25 protein-coding genes are annotated in these 22,464 nt (G+C 63.3%); 21 read left to right on the top strand and 4 right to left on the bottom strand.

The annotated features are described in order from the left end of the window. Positions 1-57: 57 nt before the first annotated feature. From GFS60_RS38240 to GFS60_RS38230, 3 genes are all read left to right on the top strand, one after another. Positions 58-390: a hypothetical protein gene (locus GFS60_RS38240; protein WP_159929900.1), complete on the top strand. Its 333-nt coding sequence runs from the start codon at positions 58-60 to the stop codon at positions 388-390. 147 nt (positions 391-537) lie between these two features. Beyond that, entirely contained in the window at positions 538-1,131 is a 594-nt protein-coding gene (locus GFS60_RS38235; protein WP_236603774.1) for a hypothetical protein, read from the top strand. A 74-nt stretch (positions 1,132-1,205) separates the two neighbouring features. After that, positions 1,206-1,994, top strand: a complete 789-nt coding sequence (locus tag GFS60_RS38230; RefSeq protein ID WP_064079862.1) for an alpha/beta fold hydrolase — start codon at positions 1,206-1,208, stop codon at positions 1,992-1,994. A 1-nt stretch (position 1,995) separates the two neighbouring features. Here GFS60_RS38230 and GFS60_RS38225 read toward each other — a convergent pair whose 3' ends face one another. Further along, complete coding sequence (locus GFS60_RS38225; protein WP_159929896.1) at positions 1,996-2,778, bottom strand: helix-turn-helix transcriptional regulator; 783 nt, start codon at positions 2,776-2,778, stop codon at positions 1,996-1,998. Positions 2,779-3,567: 789 nt separating this feature from the next. Between GFS60_RS38225 and GFS60_RS38220 the strand changes: the two genes are divergently transcribed. The 15 genes from GFS60_RS38220 (at position 3,568) to GFS60_RS38150 (ending at position 17,331) form a co-directional block, all read left to right on the top strand. Beyond that, positions 3,568-4,275 (top strand): SAF domain-containing protein, encoded by a 708-nt coding sequence (locus tag GFS60_RS38220; RefSeq protein ID WP_109336322.1) that lies wholly within the window; start codon positions 3,568-3,570, stop codon positions 4,273-4,275. Between the two features lie 45 nt (positions 4,276-4,320). Beyond that, a complete protein-coding gene (locus tag GFS60_RS38215; protein WP_236603772.1) occupies positions 4,321-5,100 on the top strand; it encodes a hypothetical protein in 780 nt (259 codons plus the stop codon). Next, on the top strand, positions 5,097-6,743 hold the full coding sequence (locus GFS60_RS38210; protein ID WP_159929892.1) for a CpaF family protein: 1,647 nt from the start codon (positions 5,097-5,099) through the stop codon (positions 6,741-6,743). The genes GFS60_RS38215 and GFS60_RS38210 overlap by 4 nt, the downstream gene beginning before the upstream one ends. Continuing rightward, positions 6,743-7,618 (top strand): type II secretion system F family protein, encoded by an 876-nt coding sequence (locus GFS60_RS38205; protein ID WP_005560293.1) that lies wholly within the window; start codon positions 6,743-6,745, stop codon positions 7,616-7,618. Before GFS60_RS38210 ends, GFS60_RS38205 begins: the two co-directional genes overlap by 1 nt. Then, a complete protein-coding gene (locus GFS60_RS38200; RefSeq protein WP_159929890.1) occupies positions 7,615-8,514 on the top strand; it encodes a type II secretion system F family protein in 900 nt (299 codons plus the stop codon). The genes GFS60_RS38205 and GFS60_RS38200 overlap by 4 nt, the downstream gene beginning before the upstream one ends. Positions 8,515-8,640: 126 nt before the next feature. Continuing rightward, a complete protein-coding gene (locus GFS60_RS38195) occupies positions 8,641-8,898 on the top strand; it encodes a hypothetical protein (RefSeq protein WP_005560295.1) in 258 nt (85 codons plus the stop codon). Between the two features lie 190 nt (positions 8,899-9,088). Continuing rightward, the gene (locus GFS60_RS38190) at positions 9,089-9,505 is read left to right on the top strand and encodes a hypothetical protein (protein WP_159929888.1); all 417 of its coding nucleotides are present in this window, start codon (positions 9,089-9,091) and stop codon (positions 9,503-9,505) included. Further along, the gene (locus tag GFS60_RS38185; protein ID WP_072948901.1) at positions 9,502-9,954 is read left to right on the top strand and encodes a hypothetical protein; all 453 of its coding nucleotides are present in this window, start codon (positions 9,502-9,504) and stop codon (positions 9,952-9,954) included. The genes GFS60_RS38190 and GFS60_RS38185 overlap by 4 nt, the downstream gene beginning before the upstream one ends. Then, positions 9,951-10,412: a TadE/TadG family type IV pilus assembly protein gene (locus tag GFS60_RS38180; protein WP_005560298.1), complete on the top strand. Its 462-nt coding sequence runs from the start codon at positions 9,951-9,953 to the stop codon at positions 10,410-10,412. The genes GFS60_RS38185 and GFS60_RS38180 overlap by 4 nt, the downstream gene beginning before the upstream one ends. Then, complete coding sequence (locus tag GFS60_RS38175) at positions 10,409-13,564, top strand: LysM peptidoglycan-binding domain-containing protein (RefSeq protein ID WP_159929886.1); 3,156 nt, start codon at positions 10,409-10,411, stop codon at positions 13,562-13,564. Before GFS60_RS38180 ends, GFS60_RS38175 begins: the two co-directional genes overlap by 4 nt. Next, positions 13,561-14,121, top strand: a complete 561-nt coding sequence (locus GFS60_RS38170) for a hypothetical protein (protein ID WP_064079852.1) — start codon at positions 13,561-13,563, stop codon at positions 14,119-14,121. The genes GFS60_RS38175 and GFS60_RS38170 overlap by 4 nt, the downstream gene beginning before the upstream one ends. An 11-nt stretch (positions 14,122-14,132) precedes the next feature. Further along, a complete protein-coding gene (locus GFS60_RS38165; RefSeq protein WP_159929884.1) occupies positions 14,133-14,771 on the top strand; it encodes a hypothetical protein in 639 nt (212 codons plus the stop codon). Between the two features lie 574 nt (positions 14,772-15,345). Next, on the top strand, positions 15,346-15,732 hold the full coding sequence (locus GFS60_RS39850) for a hypothetical protein (protein WP_236603771.1): 387 nt from the start codon (positions 15,346-15,348) through the stop codon (positions 15,730-15,732). A 428-nt stretch (positions 15,733-16,160) separates the two neighbouring features. Beyond that, positions 16,161-16,418, top strand: coding sequence for a hypothetical protein (locus GFS60_RS38155; protein WP_236603770.1), 258 nt, complete (start codon positions 16,161-16,163; stop codon positions 16,416-16,418). An 85-nt stretch (positions 16,419-16,503) separates the two neighbouring features. Beyond that, complete coding sequence (locus tag GFS60_RS38150) at positions 16,504-17,331, top strand: CopG family transcriptional regulator (RefSeq protein WP_236603769.1); 828 nt, start codon at positions 16,504-16,506, stop codon at positions 17,329-17,331. A gap of 119 nt (positions 17,332-17,450) precedes the next feature. On the opposite strand, the gene GFS60_RS38145 is transcribed toward GFS60_RS38150, so the two are convergent. From GFS60_RS38145 to GFS60_RS38135, 3 genes are all read right to left on the bottom strand, one after another. Beyond that, positions 17,451-18,266 carry a CPBP family intramembrane glutamic endopeptidase gene (locus GFS60_RS38145; protein ID WP_159929880.1) on the bottom strand — a complete coding sequence of 272 codons (816 nt, stop codon included), beginning with the start codon at positions 18,264-18,266 and terminating at the stop codon, positions 17,451-17,453. Positions 18,267-18,432: 166 nt separating this feature from the next. Further along, positions 18,433-19,023 (bottom strand): hypothetical protein, encoded by a 591-nt coding sequence (locus GFS60_RS38140; RefSeq protein WP_159929878.1) that lies wholly within the window; start codon positions 19,021-19,023, stop codon positions 18,433-18,435. Between the two features lie 99 nt (positions 19,024-19,122). Further along, positions 19,123-19,476, bottom strand: coding sequence for a hypothetical protein (locus tag GFS60_RS38135; RefSeq protein WP_236603768.1), 354 nt, complete (start codon positions 19,474-19,476; stop codon positions 19,123-19,125). Positions 19,477-19,888: 412 nt separating this feature from the next. Here GFS60_RS38135 and GFS60_RS38130 point away from each other — a divergent pair, with 412 nt between their 5' ends. From GFS60_RS38130 to GFS60_RS38120, 3 genes are all read left to right on the top strand, one after another. Next, on the top strand, positions 19,889-20,752 hold the full coding sequence (locus tag GFS60_RS38130; protein WP_159929874.1) for a prepilin peptidase: 864 nt from the start codon (positions 19,889-19,891) through the stop codon (positions 20,750-20,752). Between the two features lie 64 nt (positions 20,753-20,816). Then, positions 20,817-21,695 carry a hypothetical protein gene (locus tag GFS60_RS38125; protein WP_159929872.1) on the top strand — a complete coding sequence of 293 codons (879 nt, stop codon included), beginning with the start codon at positions 20,817-20,819 and terminating at the stop codon, positions 21,693-21,695. Positions 21,696-21,804: 109 nt separating this feature from the next. Next, positions 21,805-22,140, top strand: a complete 336-nt coding sequence (locus tag GFS60_RS38120) for a hypothetical protein (protein ID WP_159929870.1) — start codon at positions 21,805-21,807, stop codon at positions 22,138-22,140. Positions 22,141-22,464 lie beyond the last annotated feature (324 nt).

The raw sequence follows: 22,464 nt of genomic DNA, 5'->3' as shown, positions 1-22,464 counted from the left end.
GTGTGAGGCATTGCTCTGCACCCCCGATCTCGACCCTTTTGAAGGAGACCAGACCCAATGGCCCTCATAAAAATCCCCGAGGACTTCCACACGGCGTTCATTGCGGCCGCTCACGACGCGAACGATCACCACGACCTCGACCTCGCCATTGACGAGGACCGCACATACATCGCCCTCAGCAACCTCTGCCCGGGATTTTCCCCAGCTCTTCGGCTCATCACCCGCGGTGAGCATGAAGCCACGGTCGAAATCTGGTCCATCGTCGACCACCAACGAGACGACGGCAGCTGGGAGCGCACCGAGGGGGTCGATGCTACCACTGTGGTCGACCTCGCCGATCCAACCGACGCTGCCAGGCGCGCCGTCGAGTGCTGGTTGACAACGCTCTGACCTTGGTCGGGCTCGGTTGTGCACAGTGCGGCGTTTGGCAATTACCACAACAGGTTTCAACCCTGCGCTTGACCCTCACGTCCCACTCACGGGACACGGAGACGGGAAACGATCATGCATGAGTCATTTTCTTCCGCTCTCAACGAGATGTCGGTCGCCGATGCAGTGATGCAGCTGGCGTCCGGAACCGTTGAACTCGCGCTCGAAGACGCGCCCGAGTTCGCTCGCTGGTGCTGGTTCGCCGACGTGCTCGACTCAAACTGGGGCTTGACCGGCAGGCTCCCGGCCGCCGGCGACGATGTACTCCACGCACTTGAGCGCGTCGCCGGTATGTGCCGAACATCGGAAACGAAGGCGCTCAGCCCCGACGCGTGGCGGGCGGCGTACGAGGCCACGGAGAGATTGGCCCACAGCTCGGCCGTAACCAGTTCAGAGGCCACCTATCTGGCACTTTCGGCGGCGAACGACATCGCACTCGAATGCATCGACGAAACGCACCCCGAGTTCACAGTCGCGATAGCGCTGGCATTCGAGTCCCTCGCCGCCTGTGCGGCGGACTCCGCGGTAGCGCGATGCTGGATCGCCCGCGCTCTGACCGAGTGGACGAACCGAACGCACCCAGTCGCGGGCGGCCCTCGAACGGGAGAAGCCCCACCGATCACGGACACTCGGCAGAACGCGTCGATAGTCTCCGCAGGTTGTGGCGAGAGGGTCTTGTTGAGAGTGAGCGGCAACCTCTGAAAGGGGCACTGGCAACAGCGCTCCTTGAGACTCGCCTGGACCGGGGATAGTCACCTCACCCTAGGATCGGCTACGTGCCGACAGTGACAACGCCCGACGCCGACATTTTTTACACCGACAGTGGGGGAGAGGGGCCCGTACTTCTACTCGGGCACGGGTTCTTCATGGACTCATCCATGTTCACGCCCCAGGTGCGCGATCTATCCCCGGACCTCCGGGTTGTGACCTGGGATGCGCGCCGCCACGGAAAGACTACCGATGCGGGTATGCCGTTCACATACTGGGACCTCGCACGCGACGCCCTCGCCGTCCTCGACGACCTCGGCGTCGAGAAGGCAATCATCGGGGGCATGTCCCAGGGCGGCTATACCGCGCTGCGCACAGCACTCCTCGCACCGGAGCGCACGACGGCTCTGATCTTGCTCGACACGGAAGCCTCAGCCTGTACACCCGAGCAGAAGTCCGGATACCGCGTCCTGTTCGATCAATGGTGCAGCACAGAGCCACTCGAACCGCTCACCAGCGCACTTGCCCCCCAACTGATCGGTGGAGAACCTGCGGATTGGACGTCGTGGATCAGCAAATGGAACAGCAGCGATCGCATGGCTGTCCGGCCAGCCGCGGAGTGCCTTATCGAACGCGACGACGTCGTGGACCGACTCTCCGACATTGATGTTCCGGCGTTGATCATTCGTGGGGAAAATGACCTGTCAGCGCCCGCAGAGAAGGCGGACGAGCTCAAAGCAGGTCTTCCTGGTGCTGCGCCAGTTGTCACGATCCCGGTGGCCGGCCATGCCGCAAACTGGACACACCCCGAGCCGGTCAACGCGGCGATCACTGCGTTCGTCAAGGCGCTCGGCTAGTTCAGGAGGCGGGGAGGCGCACTCCGAGGTACATCTGCAGCGGATACTTGCCCCGCATCTCCGCGTGGACCTGCACGTGCACGCTGTAATGCTCACCAGTCTCGGCGTCGCGGAGGTGCATGAACGGCTGGTGCCGGCCGAACCGGATTTCTTCGCGTGACCACAGTTCGCGGAAGAGAGGGAACGCGCTCAACTCTTCGAGGGTTTCCACCGCCCAGTCGGGGTTGTAGTAGCGACCCATCAGCGCGCGGAACCAGCTGACGGTCAAGGCGGCTTCCGCCTCCCACTCCACCATGACCTTCATTGATGCCGGAGTCGAGAAGAACCAGCGCAACACGTTTCCCTCGTCGACCAGTCCAGGGAACGCCTTGTCGTACGCCGAGTTACAGTCGATGACGTTCCAGCGTTCGTCGAGGTACGCCACCAGGTGCGGGTTCAGCGCCGCGATGGCGGTCTTCATGTCCGGTGTAATCAGTGTCCGATAGTCGGCGATCGTCCAGGGTGTCGTGGTGTCCTCACGCTCGGTCTGTGTTCGCCGTGCCAGATTGAAAAGGTGCCGACGTTCTGCATCATCGAGACAGAGTGCGTTGGCGGTGGCGTCGAGAACCTGTGGAGAAGGCCTCGCGTCCTTAACGTTTCCTTCCAGCCGCGCGATGTAGCTGACACTCAAATAGATTTCTTCGCCCAGTTGGGCCCGAGTCATACCATCCGGGTGCTTCGGCGTTGCCCGGGTGCGCCGAGCACGAATGAAATCACCGAGACTCGGCGGACTGATCGAGTCCATTGCTTGGCCTTTCCGATAGCGAATACAGCGGCCTTACCCTACTCCCGGGGATTGTCAAGCCTTGTAGGTAACACTCTTGAGTGTTACCCCCCTGCTGGACAACGCAGTTCCGGACCTGATGGAATGTTTTCCCAGAAGACTCACAGCTGCGTGGCAGGCAGACGAGTGCGGGTCGACAGTCGCGCCGAGGGGGAGGGCCCAGGCGGGTTGCGGAGGGGAAAGCGTTTATGCCACGTGCAGCACAATGGGGTTCACGTGTGCGATCGACGGGGACGGTGCTCGGCGTTCGGCAACTCGTGCTCGACATGGCACGGCACGGATCGCTAGTCGTGCTGAGGCGATGGTCGGACCAAGCAGAGACTCCTGAAACGGGCCGCAGGCATGTTTACAAGGACCATTTCGAAACCGACTGCCTATACAGGGCAATAGAAGTAGTCGGTCAACGGCATGCCGCGCAGTTTGCCGAACGCCGGATAGTTGGAACCGTCGCTTCCGGAACCCGAGGTCGGGATATCGCCGGACGCACAGGTTTTCATGTACATTCCGGCGAAAACGTAGCGGCATACACAACTGCCATGGCGAGCAACACGGTCGCCGCCCCACCGAAATCCGCCACGCAACGCAGCTGGTTCACGCGCCCAGCGGCGCCCTCACACGCACCGGACCAGTCGCACCGGATGGCGTCACCAGTCCGTCGGAGCTTTGCGCGAACTTGTCCAGGTCGCTCTCTACTGTTCGCCGTACGAAAGTGTCCGATATGTCCACACGTCCACTGTGAAGGACCACCACATGGCATCCCTGCTGACCAAGAAAATCGACAAGCTCCGCTCGTCCGGGGATGACCTGCCCCCGGCCCACAACGGCGCAGATCAGGACGACCCACCCGATCTGAATACCCGCGCGCGCGTCCGTCGACGCCCCATTTACCTGGCGATCGGTGTCGCACTCGTCGTGGTGGCAGTGATCGGCATGCTCACCGCGGTCAACGCGATGCGCGCAACCACCGATGTCCTCGTCCTGACGAACGAGGTGCAGCAAGGCGAGACCATCGAGTCCAAGGACTTGGCCGCCAAATCGGTCAACGTCGATGCCGATCTCGGGGCGCTGCCCGCCAGCGAACGCGGCCGCGTCGTAGGAATGAGCGCCAGCACCCGGTTGCCGGCCGGCACCGTCCTGCTCCCGTCCGCGATCACCGATCAGGTTGTTCCCGGGGAAGGCCTCACGATGGTCGGCATCACGGTGAGCTACAGCCACCTCCCCTCCGAGCCGATCGTCCCCGGTGACATGGTCCGTGTCGTGGACACACCACGCGACCAGGACGACCCGCCCGTGCAGGGCCCGATCAACACGAAGGCGCAGGTGTACTCCACCAAGGAGATCCCCGAAGCCGGCGAGACAACGCTCAACCTGCTCGTGCCCGAGGCAGAGGCCAACTGGGTCGCCGCCCGCGGCGCAACCAAGCGTGTCGCGATCGTCCTCGACAACCGAGTGCGGTGATCGGCGATGTTTCTCGCACTGACATCCGCCTCACGCTCACCCGGTGTGAGCACCACGGCGCTCGCCCTGGCCCTGAATTCACCGACCGACCGGACTCTGCTCGTAGAAGCGGATGCCATCGGGTCCTCGCCGGTCCTGGCCGGATACATGCTCGGAAACCACTATCACGATCGTTCCTTGATCAATCTCGTCGACGCGCATCGTCACGGGCGCCTCAAGGCTGCGCTGACCGAGCAACTTATCCAGATCCCGGAATCGTCGGTGTCATTGCTCCCGGGGCTGGTCCACTCCGCCCAGGCAGATGCGATGCGGCCCGTGTGGGGACCGTTGGGTGTCCACCTGGCCGGATTGAGCGTCGACGACACCAACGTGATCGTCGACGCCGGCCGGATCGGGCAACGAGGCGCTCCGGTCGAACTGATCGTCAACGCGACAACGATCGCAATCGTCACCCGCACGGAGCGAACGGCAATCGCTGCGTTACGCGCCTCACAGAACGCCCTGCGACAGCAGCTCTCCGCGGTGCAATCACGGGCAAGTCTGGGGTTGATCCTGATCGGTGAGTCCCCCTATAACGCAGAGGAAGTTACGAAAGTCACCGGTCTTGACGTGATCGCGGTCCTGCCCGACTCCGATGACGCCAAGGTCTTCTCGGATGGGTTGTCCATCAGCAAGTGGCGCCGTCGCCGTTCGATCTACCTGCACACCCTCCACCGCAGTACCTGGCCGAAGATCACCAAATTCGCGGTGAGCCATCAGGCGGACTGGAAGTCCGGTCCCGCGCTCAATGCTGCGCTGCCGACACTGACAGGAGAACGTCGATGAACTCCGACGACGCGACTCAGCCTCCGCAGAACAAGATCACGGAACTTCCCTTCTTCTCAGCCCCGATACCGGACGCCGACCTCGCAGGTGGGGGCCGCAGTTCGGTATCGGAAATCACGCTCCCCGACACTGATCCGTTCCGATCGCTTCGCCTGCACGAACTGCCACCGGCCAGCACCAATGGGCACAGCGGCACTGCGCGACGGTTCGTGCCGCCGGCCGCGAAGGTCAAGGTCGATCGCGCCCTGGTCCGCGCTCTGCAGAAAGAAGCTGCGGAACTGTTGCGTGACTACCGGTCAGCGCGTGACCGCGAGCGCCACGACCCGAAGAACGCCGGCAAATACTTCGCCCCGTTCACCGAGGAGGAAGAACGCGAGTTCGGCCGTGAGACGATCACCGGCCTGGTCAAGAACCACGTCCAGAAGACCATCAACTCCGGCGGCGAAGCCTTCACACTCGTCGAAGAAGAAGCCCTGATCAAGGCCATCTTCGACGCGCAGTTCAACCTGGGCCCGCTGCAGGAACTCGTCGAAGAGCCGCACGTCACCGACATCTTCCTCAACGGCGCGGCCGTCTACGTCAAGTTCCCCGACGGACACTATGAACACCGCGACCCAGTGGTCGACACGCCCGAGGAACTCCTCGAGTGGATGGGACTGCTGGCCTCACGCGCCGACAACGGCGGCCGGCCATTCTCCCGGCTCAATCCGTCACTGCGTCTGACAATGCGCGGAGGCCACCGACTGTCGGTCATGGGCTACTCGGTCAAACGGCCCTCGGTGGCAATTCGCATCCACCGCCTCAAGAACATCGCCCTCGATCAGCTCGCCGTCGAACATCGGATGATGCCGATCGAGCTCGCGACCATCCTCTCGTGCGCGGTCCGTGGCGGTGCCTCGGTGGTCACCGGCGGCGGAATGGGCTTCGGAAAAACGACCTTCACGCGTGCACTGGCCAATGCGCTTCCTCTGCAGACGCGAATCGGAATCGCGGAAACCGAACGGGAACTCTTCATCGACGAACTGCCAGGCCGCGAGGATTTCGTGGTCGACGCCGAGACAATCCTGGGCGGCGGAGAACGCGGTGCAGACGGCGAGCTCGCCGGCAGCTACACCCTTTCGGACATCCTGTACGAGTTCGTGCGACAGCAGCTCGACTACATGATCGTCGGTGAGGTCGCCGGTCACGAGATCCTCGCTCTTCTCAAGGCACTGCAGACGGCCAGAGGAGGGCTATCCACGACGCACGCTTACACCGCTCGCGGTGTAGTCGACCGTCTGGTGAACCTGGCGACCGAACCCCCGATGAACGCGACGGTGGACTACGTCGAACGCCAGCTCGCAGAGCACATCGACCTGATCGTCCAACTCGGCACGAAGGTCCGCGTCGATGGCGAAGGGTCACGCACCTCGGTCCGCTACGTCGACGAAGTCGTCTACGTCGAGCCCGGCGACGACAAGAAGCCGTCCTTCTCCACGATCTACCGGGGATACTCGGACGGCACAGGAGAATTCGGATCCGTTCCACAACCTCTGCTCCGCAAGCTGCTCGCCGGAGGATTCAAGCGAATCAACCTCCCCAGCGACAGCCTTCGCCACTTCGACGAAGAACGCGACCTCTACGACGATGAAGAGGTGGCGTGATGTATCAGCAAATCGGCATCTTCCTGGTACTGCTGCTGTGCGCCGGGGTCGCCTGCATCGTCATGGGATGGAAAGACCGCCGCGATCCCACCGCGCCCACGCGTCAGCGCCGGCGCCGCAGCTCGTCGAAGATCCCGCGTAGCACCCAGATCCTGCTCGTCGTGGGCTTCGCCGCCGGCATCGTCGTGTCGTCCCTCTCGGGTTGGCTCTTCACCCTCTTTCTGGTCCCGGCGCTGCTGGTCGGCTTGCCGTACCTGCTCGGCCGTCCCGAAGCAGAACAGCAGATCAGTCGGCTGGCGGCCATGGATGAATGGGCCCGCAACCTGTCCAGCAGCATGAAGGCTGGTTCGGGAATCGAGCACACCATCATCTCCACTCCGATCCCGGAGGCACTACGGGAGGAGATCACGGCGTTCATCAGCCGCCTGCGCAACAACGTCCCTCCGGTGGATGCGATCACACGTTTCGCATCGGACCTCAACGACAGCGTCGGCGACAAGATCTGCGGCGCCTTGCTACTGAGCATGCAACTGCGAGGCGTTGGACTTGCAGCCGTGCTCGAAGGCCTCGCCGAAGACGTCGGTGACATGGTCGCGCGCCGACGCCGCACCGAGGCCGACCGCAAATCCAGCCGTACACAGGCGAAATGGGTCACCATCATCGCAATCACAACACTCGCGGCAGCGTTCCTGTTCACCAACTTCATGGAACCGTACAAGTCGGGCGGAATGCAGATCGTGCTACTTATCCTGCTGACCCTGTTCGCGGCCGACCTGTACTGGATGAAGCAGGCCACCAAACCGCCGACCTACCCCCGCTTTATCGGCACCAATGATCGCGTCAACCGCACCGACCTCGTAGGAGCGCAGCGATGAGCATTCAGATGACGGTCATCCTCTACACGAGCGTCGGAACAATCGGCATCTACCTGGTCGCCCTCTACTTCATGCGCGCACAACCCGCACTCAGCGATGCCATGTCGCGCCTGTCCGGACCGGCCCCGGAGCGCACGTCGACAACCGGAACCTCCCTGATCGACGGGATGGCGAACAAACTCGGCATCCGGGTCCACCCCTACCTACAGGACAGCAAATTCTTCACGCTCCCCAACGCCGATCTCGCCCTGCTGCACCGAGATCCCGCCCACGTACTCGGGGAAAAGCTCGTCGCAGCACTGCTCGGACTGCTCATCTTCCCCTTCCTCAACCTCGTCCTGACTGCATTCGGGGTCGGCCTGGGATGGTCCATCCCGGCCATCCTGTCGATTGCGACCGCCTTCCTGCTCTTCCTCATCCCCGACATCGAGATCCGACGCCGGGCAACCGCGGCACGAGCCGAATTCGCGCAGGCACTGAGCTCCTACATCGACCTCGTCGCACTGTGCCGACGCGGTGGAATCGGCACCACCCAGAGCCTCGAGCGCGCTGCGCAGGTGGGAGATTCATGGGTGTTCCTGCGCCTCGACGAGGAACTGTACGAAGCCGGGCGCTCCGGCGAAGCCCCGTGGAATGCCCTGACACGCGTCTCCCATGAGCTCGGCCTGACCGAGCTGGGCGACCTGGCCGACATCATGAACATGACCGGAGACAAAGGCGCATCCGTCTACTCATCACTGCGGGCAAAGGCCGCGGGCCTGCGATCCGCTCAGGCCAGCGCAGAACAGGGTGCGGCAGCGGAGGCCACCGAAAAGCTGGCTATGCCGCTGGCCGGACTCGCCGGCCTGTTCATCATGCTGCTGCTCATCCCGGCACTGACCATCATCACCGGCTAGTCCGATTCGATGGTGCGCCGCCGGCGCCGCGAAAGGAGCGAGACGCCCAGACCGCCGAGCCTGGCCGGTCACGATCATCCAGTCCAGCTCACCTGCTACACATCGACCAAACACAAGGAGCCCACCATGAGCATCACCACCGTCGCTACCGCCACCCGGCGCACCGCCCGCGAGGCCGTGACCTCCTACATCACCCTCACGATGATGTTCGTCGCCGCACTGGCCGGCACCCTCCTCCACCGCGCCGGCGGCAAAGACTCAGACCGCGGACCCTCCACCCTCGAGTACGTCTTCCTGGCCGTCTTGGTTGTCGGCGCCGCCGCCGCAGCCGGTGCGATCGTCGTCCGCAAAATCATGTCCCGCGCAAACGCGATCCCCGACTGAAATCAGACAGCGCTGCATCGATTGGAGAGACGGTGAGTACGTGACACACCTCGTGAGGGTCTTCCAGGCCGCCGCGATGGTGGCGGTCGCCGCGGAACTTGTGCAGCTCGGAATCGATTCCTGGCCGTGGCCGTATATCCCCATTCCGTCCTGAAAAGCCAGCCGTCCAACAACTATCGGAAAGCAGACCATGGTCACACTGGAACAGTTGATCGACCGATGGCGCCGCGATGACCGAGGCCCGGCGACGCTCGTAACGGTCATCGCGATGGTCGCATTCCTTCTGATCTTTTCGGTCCTGCTGCAAACCGCTCTGTTCTTCCACGGCCGCGACGTCGCCAACAGCTGCGCCGAAAAGGCACTGAAGAACACAAGATCCCAGTACGGCAACCAAGCGCTCGGAACAGCTGCCGCTTATGCCTGCATCACCCAGGCAGGTAGGGGTGACCTGCAGATCCCGGTTGTCCTCGTCAGCAAGAACATCCGCGAAACAACCGTCAACATCACCGGAAAGGCCCCTTCCCTCGTCCCGGGTCTCGAATTCCCCATCGTCGTCAACCACACCAAACCGACTGAACGCGTCACCAACCCGGGAGGAATCGGATGAGACTCACCCGATGGATATCCCGCGCCCGCCGAGATGACCGGGGCGACGTCACGATCGAGCTGTGCCTCGCCGTCGTCATCCTGATCTTGCTCCTGGGCTGGATGTATGCGTACGGCGTCAACCGACAGGCGCACCAGAAGGTTGAACACGCCGCCACCGAGGGTGCCCGTGCAGCCTCACTCGCCCGCACCATCGCCACGGCCACTCCGCTGGCGTACCAAGCAGCGGCCGGCAGCATGGACGGACAAGGTCTCAAGTGCGCCACCATGAACGTCAACGCCGATACCAGCGGATTCCGCACCAGACCTGGTGTCCCCGCCACGGTCGAGGTCACCGTGACCTGCCAGGTCTCCTTCGACGCTCTTGGATGGCCCGGAGTCAATGGTGCCCGCACCGTCACCGCTACCGCAATCTCGCCGATCGATACCTACCGGGAGCGCACACGATGACCAACGCCCTGCGTAAGCGACTCGCCTCCCGCCTGCCCGAGGAGCACCGCGACAAGGGTGCCGTCACCCTGATGACGGTGGTCTTCGCCCCTGTCCTGATCTTTTTCGTCTGGGGACTGATCGTCGACGGTGGCGGCATGCTCACCGCCGACCAGCGAGCCGACAACGTCGCCGAGGATGCTGCCCGCGCAGCCGGTCAGCAGATCATCGGATCGGTGAGCGCCCGCGGCATCGACACGGTCGTCGACCCGGTCCGCGCGACGGCAGCCGCCAAGAGATACCTGTTCGAGGCCGGCGTCGACGGCGACGTGATCCCCACCGGCCCGCGCACCCTCCTGATCACGACCCGCATCGTCTACAACTCGAAACTTCTGCCATACCCCAGAACGAAACTGCTCGTCGGTACGGCCGCTGTGAATCTCAACCGCACCAACGCCGGGGAGGTGTACATACCGTGAGCGCAAACGCCACGCGGTCCCGCCTTGCCGGACTCGGCTACCTCCTGATCCTGGTGATGCTTGTCGCCGGGATCCCGGCCGCGCTCTGGGCGCTGCGCGGCAATCCGCTCGACATACCGTGGTCGGATTCCGAAGTTTTGCTCGCGAGTCCAGATGACGGCAGTCTTCTCATCGCCCTTCTTCCCCTTGTTGGCTGGGCGGCCTGGGCCACCTTCACCGTCCCGATTCTGCTCGAACTCGCGGCGACACTGCGTGGCGTCAAAGCGCCGAAGCTGCGCCTTCTTCGCTCACAACAGCGGACGGCGACGTTCCTCGTCAGCGGCGCCCTCTTGCTCCTGACCGCCGGAACCGCCACCGCCGCACCCGTCCTGACCCAGCCTGCGGACGTGGGAAGCACCTCTCCGTACGCGCCGCACCCACAGCAGGAAGATCCGAGCGCGTCACCGCAGACCCAGGTGGATCCGCGGGCGACCCGGGTGGCGGTACAACCGGCGGGGCCGACAGTGACGACCGTGCGCGGAGACACCCTGTGGGGATTAGCCCAGCAGCATCTCGGAGAGGGCCGCCGCTACGCCGAGATCCTGGACCTCAACCGGACTGCTGTCCCCGAGCCAGGGTTTCTGGCCGAAGGGTTGACCCTGCAGCTGCCCGCATCCCAGCCCGAGGTGGTACGCGGCGCCTATACGGTCAAGCAGGGCGACACCCTGTGGGATATCGCCGAGCGCGAGCTCGGCGATCCATTGCGTATCATGGAGATCACGACTCCCGACGGCACCCCGGCTGGCGAGCTGATCACGGTCGGCCAGCAATTGATCATGCCCACCGCCGCCTCCGCGGCGGCTGACGCTACGCCGGCGCCGGCCTTGGTGCCGCCGGCTGATGCTGTTCCGGCTCCCGCTCCGGCTCCGGATGCTGTTCCGGCTCCCGCTCCGGCTCCGGATGCTGTTCCGGCTCCCGCTCCGGCGCCCGCGCCTGTGGATGTCGCCCCCAACTGGCAACTCGATCCCGTCGAGCCTCAAATGCCTGCCGACCTCGTCATCAATGACGCGCCGGCAGAGACCGATACCGAGGACGGCTCATCCGACGTCGTGTTCATCGGTCTCGGAATCTCAGCGGTTGCTGCAGCTGGACTCACCGGGCATCTCGCTCTTCGTCGCCGCAAGCAACAACATCGCCGCCGCCGCGGCGAGCGCATCGCCCTTCCCGCCGAAACCGCGATCCAGGCGGAGCAAGCACTCACGGCCGCCGCTGATCCGCTCACCACCACCCACGTCGACATCGCATTGCGGCACCTCGCGCACCACTGCAGGTCCACGGGAATCGCTCTGCCGGGCCTGCTGGCGGTCTTCGTCGGTGACAACGACATCGAGCTCGGACTCGTCGAACAGGTCTCACTCCCGGCGCCTTGGACACAGATCGACGACACCACCTGGTCAGTAGATCCGAGAGCGTTTCCGCGCAGCGTTCCCGAGGCTGAGATCAGTCCGTACCCGGCGCTGACGGCAGTCGGAACCAGCGACGACGGTCGCGACCTCTTGCTCAACCTCGAACAGATCGGCCACCTCGCCATCAGCGGCACCCCGACTGCAACAGCCGGGGTGCTGCGTGCGCTCGCCGTCGAGCTCGCAGTCTCGCCCATCGCCGACAGCCTCCACCTCAACCTCGTCGGATACTGCGCCGACCTGCCGGAGGCAATCGACAACGGTCGCATCACCCACTCCGAGGACGCCGACACGGTACTGACGACACTCGCCAATCACGTCGAACTCGACTCCGAAATCCTCGCGGACAACGACTTCGAGTCAATCGCGCAGGCACGCACGACGTACACCACCAGCGAGCTGACCGCACCCGAGATCGTTCTGATCGCCGATCCGGTGACCGAGGCACAGGCCGGGCTACTCGCCGGCATCGCACGGCACGCACCCCGAGTCGCGTTCGCCGCAGTGACCACCGAGAGCGCACATACCAACGCCAAATGGACCCTCGAGGTCGACGACAACGGCTCGGCCGTCCTTGCTCGTCCAGGAATCGCGTCGGCCGGCATCACAGTGACCACCCTCGATGAGGAGAGCTACGCGTCTGTCCTAGACCTACTGACCACCACCTCACGCGAACCTCGCGTTGCCCACAAGGGCGATAACCCTGACATTCGATGGGAAGCAGCCCGTCTCGACAACGACATCTCGACCGACGAGTTCATAACCAGCTCCGATCCCGCAACCTTCAGCGTGGTCGGGAACGAGGACCTCGACCATGCCGTCGACCGACCAGAGCCGTCCGATTCGGATGAGGTCACCGCAGAAGGCGAGCTGCCGGAGGCGGATCACATCTGGATCAGGCTGCTCGGCGAACCCGCCGTCACACCCCCGTCACCAGGGCCGGCCGAAGGCCGAGAGAAGAGCCTGACCGAAATCGCCGCGCTTCTCATCACCACTGATGGCGGAGTCCTCGCCGCGGACATCGACAGCAAAATCTGGCCCCATGACGTCGAAGCCGCCAGAACCGGCACAGCCGAGCAGGAGAAAGAAGCGAAGGCCCGGCTCCGCCGGCGCCGCAACGAAGCGCTCTCTCGCCTGCGTAAGTGGCTCGGTGACACCGAGACCGGTGAACCCGCCCTCATCAAGTCCGGAGATCGAACCGGCCGGACCCCGCAACGGCTCCACGACGCCGTCACGACCGACTGGGACTATTGGCAGGAACTCGTCAATTCCCATCCCGCTGACGTCGACACCGCCCGGTTATCCGCCGCACTAGCTCTGGTCACCGGTCAACCTTTCAGTAGCGATGACCCCACCGCCTACGGGTGGGCCGACCAAACCAAGCAAGACATGATCTCCGCCGTTACCGACGTCGCCGAGGAGCTCGCCACCCGCTACATCCGCGGCCAACAAGTTCCCCAGGACCTCGCGGCTGCACACGTCGCCGCGGAGACGGGCCTCGAGGTCGACATCGTCCACGAAGGGTGCTGGCGTGCGGCGATCATCGCCACCCACTTCTCGGGTGACACCGAGACCACCCAAAGGTTGATCGATCGCATGATCACCGAGCTCGACGCCCTTGAAGAAGAGCCCGAACACGAAACCAAGATGCTCTTGAGTCAGCTCGACTCCACCTACGGGAGCCCCTACCGGATCGGAGCAGCATCATGACGCGCCGCATCGCCGCACTGGCGACACTCACTGCTGCGATGTGCCTGACAGCCAGCTGCAGCATCCTGACCCCAGAACCGGGCACCCTCGAAACCAACGCCGGACCCACGTTCACCGGGCCGCCCGGCTCCGGAAAGTCCCCCGAGCAACAGGCCGGTGAAGCCGCACTGGTGAAGGTCAACGAGTACTACACGGTGCTCGCGCGTCTGAGTGCCGATCCCGCCGCCAACCCCGCAGATCTCGACAATGTCGCGGCCGGCAACTTCCTTCAATCGACGAAGCGGGACATCACCGCGCATCGCATCGAGGCGGACGCAGGCGAGGTCAAGGTTCTCAAGAACACCATCACCCGCCACAACATCCCGATCGACGAAAACGGCATCCCTACGCCCGGCACCGCGACCATCGAGATGGACGTCTGCCTCGCCCGCGCTACCGACGTTCTCGAGCTCGGGAAGCCGATCCTGACGAACACCGCTTGGCCCGACCCAGCAGGATGGAGAGTCACAGCCGACTACACACTGCCCGGTACGCCCTGCAATGCCGGACTCTTCTAGGAGATACGACTATGGCACACACCACCATCCGCCGAACCGCCGTCGCTGCCTTGGCTGCGACGACCCTATTGGTCGGCGTGACCGCCTGCTCCGACACGGACGCGGCGGATCCGGCGGTAGAGCTCACTGTCACCGGTGACCCGGCGTTCGAGGGTCCCGACGGGGCGGACACGTCGAACAAGATTCCTGACGAGTTGGCACGGGAACAGGCGCTTGCGAAGGTCGATGACTTTTACGCTGTCGTGGGCAAGCTTGATGGCGATGCCGCTGCGCCGATTGAGCAGCTCGACACCGTTGCCGGTGGTCCCGTGCTGGATAGCTGGCGGGGAGATATCACCCTGCGTCGATCGCAGAACGTGGTCGGAGCGGGCGACGTCAAGGTTGTCGATGCGAAGATCACCGACGCCGGCATACCTGTAGGCGACGACGGCAAGGCTATCTCCGGGCCCGCCTGGGTCCACGTGCGCGCCTGCACCGACATCTCCGGTATGACCTGGACGAAGTCAGACGGTAGTCCCGCCTACGACGTCAACCGGCCGCAGTTTGTGCTCGCCCAGTTGACCGTCCGGAATGCGGATTGGCCCGATGCAAACGGCTGGCGAGTCACCAGCGATGCAGCTGCCCGTTACGCGCCGTGTGATGCACCATAACCAAGGAGAACACATGCCAAATCGTCGTCGTTTTCATGCGGCCGTGATCGGCGCGCTCGTTCTGGGGAGCCTGGTTGCGTCGCCACACTCAGCGCTTGGACAACCCGGCTTCGGTTCTGGAGGAATAGACGTCGCTCCAGGTTCCGGAAATCTGGGTGCGAACATTGTCGTTCAAGGCAGCTACGTCCAGGTACCTTCGGCGTCGCCTGGCTCCGGCGGCTCCTCAGGGGCGAGTGCAGCGGGGACGGGCGGCGGTGGGTCTGGATACAGCGGTGGTGGTGACGTCGTGGCCGCTCCTACGGAACCTCCGGTTCGGGAGCAGTTGAAGGCGTGCGGCCGATTCACGGACTGCGTTCCGCTGAGTCCGAATGTGGGTATGCCGGCCACTCCGGTGAGCATGGCGCAGGTCATGAATGTGGTGGGAACAGCCGTGACCGGGATGCAGCTTGAGGAGCCGCCGATGTGCTGGACCCCTGAACCTGCCAACTTCCCTGGTGGGAGAACCGGTTTGGTCGGAAAGAACGCGTGGGCGTGGGTTTGCCCGGATCAGATCCGGGAGAGCACCGTCGGCCCCGTGACACGTGTCGTCCCTGGTCCGGGAGGCGTCGTGGTGACCGCCACAGCTGTCAACTCGAGTGTCACGATCAACTGGGGGGACGGGTCCCTCCCGACAATCTGCCCGGGCGCGCTTCTGCCGTTCACCCCGTACAACGACCTGATCGACGCCAGTCCGCTGACCCCACCGAGTGGATTGCCATCCCCGACATGCGGTCACCACATCGAGAAGACATCGATTACGCAGCCCGGCGGCGTGAACAACGTATCGGCGTCGTCGGCGTGGATTGTGAACTGGACAGCAGTATGGCCAGGTGGCGGAGCAGGTGGAGTCGTGCCTGTTCCGTTGACCTCCAACTACCAACAGCGAATCGGTGAGCTGCAGGTGCTGGTTACGCCCAATTGATTCGACGTGGACTCCATTCGATGTTGGTGCGGCGTCGGTCCGGTCAGAAACTCAGTGGCGCTGGACGCGCAGGACTGAGTCCCCGGATCGATGCCCTCGCGCCGCTGCGGTGTCGACGTCGCGACCTGTGCAATGAGTCCGCGAAGTAGCTCAGATCAGGAAGTGGTGCTGCTGCTGGAGTTTGGTTGCCAGATCGAGTGAGGGCGTGATGGAGAAGCCCACTGCTACGTTCTGGCTCGCTTACGAGGAGGCGAGTTGTCGTCTCCTGCGGAAATTAACAGAACGGAGAACAAGCATGACCGTAGAGCAGGCGGTTACGACCACTTCCGCAACCAAGCCGGTGAGCACCCTTGCGCAGAAGGTCACGGCAGGCGCGGCCCTCGCGATCGCCTTGTTGATCGTGTTTTGGCGGCTTTCTCATTGGGGCCATGGTCTTCGCCGCGGCGGAGGGCGTTGATCGAACGATCTCGAACCTGACCGATGTAGACGATCCACGAGTTGTACGACAGGCGATCTGCCTGCCGTACTCAGATTTTGTTCTTCGGCAACATCAGGCAGGCCTGCCTACATCGCAGATCCAAGGTGTGCTGGATTATGCCGGACACGACGGAGAGGGCAGCGCAGTCGACAACTCGGATGTCTGCGGCAGCCCGCAATCCATTCTCGACGCGGCGGGGATCAAGTAGGTAGTCATACGGCAGGCTGCACCCCCTTGTGCCCCGGCGTCCCCCGATGCCGGGGCACATTCATTGCAGTGAGGACGGATCGAGGGTGACGGAGACGAGGCCAGGGCGGATCCCGGTGGGCGATCCCATTGCACTGCGCTTCGATCCAGAGACCAAGCGCAAGCTCGAGGACATGGCCGAGGGGATCGGCCCACGTCGATTCGAGGCGTTGATTCGTGTTGCCTGCCGACGACTGGTCACCCAGCCCAAAGCTGTCGGCACTAGCCTCGCCGAACAGCGACGGCTTTCGGAAGCGCTGCGGGCAATCCCGCTGGTCATGCTCAAGATTAAGCTGGAGCCGGACACAGCCCAGGAGTTCGCGGCGCTGGCCGCCGCGTATGACACCACGGTCAGCGCGTTGATGAGGATCGCGCTGCACCGATTCCTGGAAGCGCCTGGCCGCTATAAGCATCCGATGCTCCGCGAGGCCGAGCGGACAGGTTTGTCCGACTGGGTCGACGTGATGGTCAACCCGTCCAGCAAGCAGCAGATCTGGCGACTCGCCGGCCGATACGGGGACAAGCTCAACACGTCCTTGCTCCGGGTCGCACTACGACGCCTGCTCGAGGAGCCCGGTGACCTCGCCGGAGACCTGGAAACCATCGCGCCGCTGCGCGATCTCAGGCCCGAAATCTACGCCAGGGCGAATGTGCACTTCGACGAGCCTCTGCGCGACAAGCTCGACGGGTTGGCTGCACGGGTCGGGTCCGATCGCGCTGAGCTGATGCGCCTTGCCGCGAGACGGGTGCTCGAGGAACCCGGAAAGATCGAACAAGCAGTGAACAACGAGGTCTTCCGTAGCGAGAAGAACCGGAAGCACCTCATGGCCAGGCACGCTCGCCGCCAGGCGCGACGCCACACGCAGCCCGACTGATCACCGCGGACAACCTTCTGTTTCCGACGCTAAGTCACCTGCGGTGCTCCCATGATTGGAAACCCTCGCAAGAATGCTGCGTTCGGTGGCCGGCTTTCGTGCCCACACGAGGGTGGTGGTCACCAGTCTGCGAAGAGGTTGTAGAGCGCATGGCTCGCGATTGAGGGGAGCAGCGACTTTGTCCAGATGGCGAGGACTCCCCAGAGAAGGCCGGCGACCACCATGAGTGCTGCGTTCAAGGCGGAGAAGGTGTCGTGTCCGATGCCGAATTCATAGCCAAGGAAAATCCAAAGAACGGCGATCAGGATGCGAGCTGCCCATTTGGGCCAGCCGCTGCGAATGTATCTGCGGGCAAAGACGACCGCAGCGACAAGTGGTCCTCGGAACATGAGTTCTTCAAAGACGACCCCGGACATCAGCGTCAGACCAGGGATGTGGCCGGCCCAGCCCGACGTTGACCAGGTGGACCTATCAGCGTCCGCGGCACGTTGCGCAGGTGATTGGTCCGTTCTTGCTGTCGCGACCACGAGGTCGAGAATCGGGCCTCTCAGCAGTGCCGTCACTGCCAGGGTGACGATTGTGACAGCAAGGAGCATCACGATAGTCCGAGGCTGTGGAAGTGTGCAGCCGATGCTGCGTGCTGCCCAGCGGGCCCGGGCGACCGTGGCACGGGCGCCATGGGAGGAACCCAACAGAGCAAGCATGCAGAGCAGGAACACGCCCCAGATGATGGCAAGAACAAGAAGGCCGAGTCCGACCGCGTTCCCTTCTTGAGCGGATATGGTCGGTACGCCCGCAAAAAAGATGAGGAATACCCACAGCAAGACTGCCAAGCACAATCTCGGGAAGCCGGTCTTGAGCGTGGCGGGCCGTCGTGGGTTTGTACTTGCTACGAGCAGGTCACCCGTTGATGTTCGGGGCTTGTCGTTGGACAACGAGAGCTACCTTTCCAGTGACTGCGTTTGTGCGGTGATACGTCTGCTGCGAGTTGGACCGCAGGCATGCGATCACCGGCTGATGAGTGCAGCGTGGGGCGTGGATGAGCTGCCCAGCTCGACAGTTCTGCCCCGCGGCGCATCCTGACAGCAGGGATCGTCTCGCTCAGAAATTCAGGTGGCGTGCGAGACGGCTGATCGGATGGGTTTCGACCTTCGCGGGTCGACCGGGCCCGATGATGCGCACGCCACCGCTCACTCGGACGTGGGCCTCGCCATCGATGCGGACCGTGGTGGTGTCGGTGGCGGCGATCAGAGCTTGACCGTTGGCTTGGACGTGGCAATGACTGTGCGCGAAAACGATGGCGCTGTCTTCTGCGCGGATCCTGGCGTTGTCGGTGCCGACGATATGGCTCTTACCGCGGGCATCGACGGTGCTGTCGTCGAACGCTTCGATGTGAGCATGTTCGTAGGCAGTGACCCTGGCGTGGTTGGACGCTTGGACGAAGCACCGGCCGGCGGCTGCGATGGAGCCGCCGGCGATTCCCGCGCAGGTTTGTCCGATAATTTTGACCTCGACTTCGCTGGGGACGTGACCAAGGTCCAGCCAGTTCTCCGGGTCGGCGTCGATGACGACGCTTTTCGCTCCAGCGGCGAGGCGCCTGGTGTATTCCGCATAGCTGCGGACCGGCGATGCGGAGCGGCCACGACGCGGCCGACGTGAGTTGCGCGTGGATTTCTTCACTGGTGCCCCCATGAGTCAATACTGCCTTCGTCTGGTGTCGTTCGTGCGAGCGCCGATGTCGGCGCGTCGCCCGTGGGCTACACGAGGTTCGGTGTGCCGCGGTGTTCTGTGTCAGTCGCCGATCTTGACGGCATTCCCGGTCGGGTCGACGCATTGCAGATAGGAGTCGGCGTGTGATCGGTCCGGAAGGTAGGGCCAGCTGCAGTTCCAACCGTCGATGACAGCGAATCGTCCTTGTCCTTGTGCGGCGACCGTGTGGTCGTTGAGGTAGCGATCACTGATGCTCAGTGCTGCTGGGCAGCTCGGATTTCCGGCGATGACGATCACAGGTGCAGTCGCACCGTTCAGGTTGTTCGTGACGATTCCGCACTGAGCGCTCGTGGGCGGCAATGCAGCGGCAGCGGTGGCCTGCGTAGCAGTCGTCGCCGGCTGTGTCTCGGATAGCCGGGTCTGAGCGTCGGTCACGCCTGGCTGACCTTGATCAACGGTGGGGTTCGTCGACCACTCGACGTGTGTGGCAGCAGCAGCTGGTTCGGCTGACGGGGACAAGGTCTCGGCTTCTGTGCTGCTGCACCTGGTGAGGATGGCGGCCGTGATGAGGGACAGTGCAGCAATTTCCGTGGTGGTTCGTCGATTCACGAGTACTCGCTTCTATTCCAGTCCGACAGGGAGGGCTCAATGTCGAGCCCAGTGATATGCGATGACCTGGACAAAACGACGCCCGTCGCGACCACCGCGCGTCAAGCTGCGGCTTCTCGAAGGCCCTCCCAGTGGGCGGGCTCCCGCATCGGCTCGGTGGTGCTGAGACTGTCCAGGTGGACGGCTAGTGTCGATCCATCCCTTATGTCTGTCGCACAGTTGCGGAGGAGTGCCCAAGATGACCGAACCGACGCCCGAGCTGGCGGGCAGTGGTCCCAGCGAGGAGCCACAATCGCCGGCCGTCGGTGCTGAAAATGCGGCAGGGCAACGCAGTGATCATCTGTCGGCGACGGTGTACGCGCCTGCTGGGATTGTCGTCGTCGCGAGTGTGGTGGTGTGGTTCGCGGTTCGGTGGCTTGGTGTCGAATACGGCACAACAGGGCTGTGGTGGGCTGCAAGCGCCTGCGCTGCAGGTGGTGCGACGTTGAGTGCGGCAATAGCGCCGATGATGGCCCGGTTGTGTAAGGCGGTCGATATTCCATCAGAGGCAACCGGCCGGCGGATCGTTCCTGCGGCTACGACCGCGGGATTGTGGTTTGGCGCCGCGCTGCTCACCGGCGGCGACGCGATCTTGACGGCCTGGCTTGCACTCAGCCTGCTGTGCGTGTGGGCAGGGTGGATCGATCACTTCACGCTGCGGTTTCCATTGACGTTGATCCGGTTGACCACTGCAGTGGGCCTGATGTTGGGGGCATTCGCTGTGGCGGTGGATCAAGATCCTGCGGCAGGTGGGCGCGCTCTTCTCGCCGGCATGCTGGTGTTCGCGTTCAACCTTGCCTTCGCGATCGTCACCCGCGGCTACCCCGGGCTCGCCGACGTGCGTTTGAGTTTCATTCTGGGTGCTGCCCTGGGATGGGTCGGATGGATGAATGTGCTCTCAGGGATGTTGCTACCGAACGTCCTCGCGCTCGTGGTGATGCTGTGGGTGAAACTTATCGGACGACGGAAGGATTTGGGGGAGTTCGGTTTCGCCCCCTTCCTCGTCTTCGGAACTGCGCTGGCGATCGCGGTCCCCCCGATGTGGTGGATCGTCTGGATCTAAACGCCGCAAGGAGTCCTAGGTTTTGCCTGATGGTGGTGGCCAAGTTCAACCGCGCGGAGGTGCGATGCGGATGAACGTCCCGGGGGTGTTCCCAAACACAAGGGAAGGAAAGGGGAGGGGAGTGAGTGATATACGGGTAAGGCCGATTTTCTATCGTGACGAGGTTCTTCGTCTTGTTGCTGTGGGAAGTGTCTCGTTAGCGTGTGCTGTCGGTGTGGCGTTGTGGGCGCTCATGGTTGTCGACGTTCAGGGTGGGGCAACCGGGTGGTGGGTAGGGGTCGGTTGTTGGGTCGGCTATCTTGGGATGACGCTCCCAATCTTCCTAGCTTATTCCCCAAATAACATCGACTGCATCAGGTTCCTCGTTGGGCATTACGCGACTGTCGTGAGCTTGGGCGTCATCGCGACTTTGCGTCTATCGCACGGGGAGTCGATCGCGCCCTCATCGACGGGGATGTGGGCGGCGGTTGCTGGAGTGACCGTCTTCATTTTTTCGGTCGCCTGTGTATTAGCTGTGAGGGAGCTTGATGCGGCTCGGCGTCGTGGACATAGGGCGACGCGGTTGACCGATCCGACACTGCCTGCGCAGCTGATCGGCATTCGCGAGTTGGTGCTCGAACTTGCTGCTGCTACAGAGGGTTCGGACTCACAACGAGATTGCGGCGAGCGGCTGCGGGAGGCCGTCAAAGGGTTGCGTCTAGTTTTCGGGGATGTCTATCCGTTGACGATTAACTTGGTGGCGTGGTTCCTTCTGAGGGGAAAACCAGCCCCCGTTCCAGCGGAGAAGGTGGACGAGTTGCTTGCGACCATCGATCAGAGGTTGTTAATTCTCGCTTCGGTTCCGTACGAGGAGGGAACAAGTTTGGGCGCGTGGATGGATGAGTACGAAACGGCGGCGAGCAGGTTTCGGAAAGTGTATCGGCGACCCCCGATCCGAAATTGAGTGTCTGAGCAGGGTGGTGATGCCGTGATCGGCGCGCGATCGAACGTGTTCTTCGACTGAGGTGTCGAGGGCCGGGTGACTGGTTTCGAGATTGGGAGGTGTCTTCGGTATGGACGACGCGGACCGATCCGCCCCGATACTGTCAATCGTTCAGACAGAACTGCCGTGTGAGTTCTGCGCGGAGCATCCTCAGTACTTCCCCGGTGACCCCGTCGGCTTCGTGCGTGCGGCCCGCTGGGCGGTGGTCGTCAAGGATTGCTGCCACTTCGACGCTCGCGTGGACTACCTCCTGTGTGACGAGCACTGGGCAATGATCCGACACCAACAGCTGCCCGGGCAGTGCCCTCGGTGCGGGGCGATCGCCTACTCAGTCAAGGACATCGTGTGCACCGAGATCCCTCTGGGAAGGACGGTCGATGGGGCGTGGCCGGTGATCCGTCGATAGGCGCGGAGCCGCCGTGTCGTTGACCGGCAGACTGACCTTCAAATAGGACGGCCGCCGCCCCAACGGTGTTCCGGACGCGGACATCATGCTGAGCGATGTCGGCCTGTGTGGATGGAGACCCATCGGTTCTGTCCAAAGACATGTCACACAACCCCAGTTGTGTGGATCTTCCTCCAGATGATTGGGAGTGGTGGCACTTCCTACGACGGAGGTGCATCTGTTGTGGCGGAGTTGCCGATCGCTCGCGGTCCAGGTGGGGCAGTCAAGGTCCGGACCTATGGTCCTCGCAATTGCTGTCGTGAGGACTAAGGAGTGGTACCGATG

Source organism: Rhodococcus sp. WAY2 (assembly GCF_009859915.1).
Lineage (GTDB): Bacteria > Actinomycetota > Actinomycetes > Mycobacteriales > Mycobacteriaceae > Rhodococcus_F > Rhodococcus_F oxybenzonivorans.
This window is presented reverse-complemented; position numbering and strand designations above follow the sequence as displayed.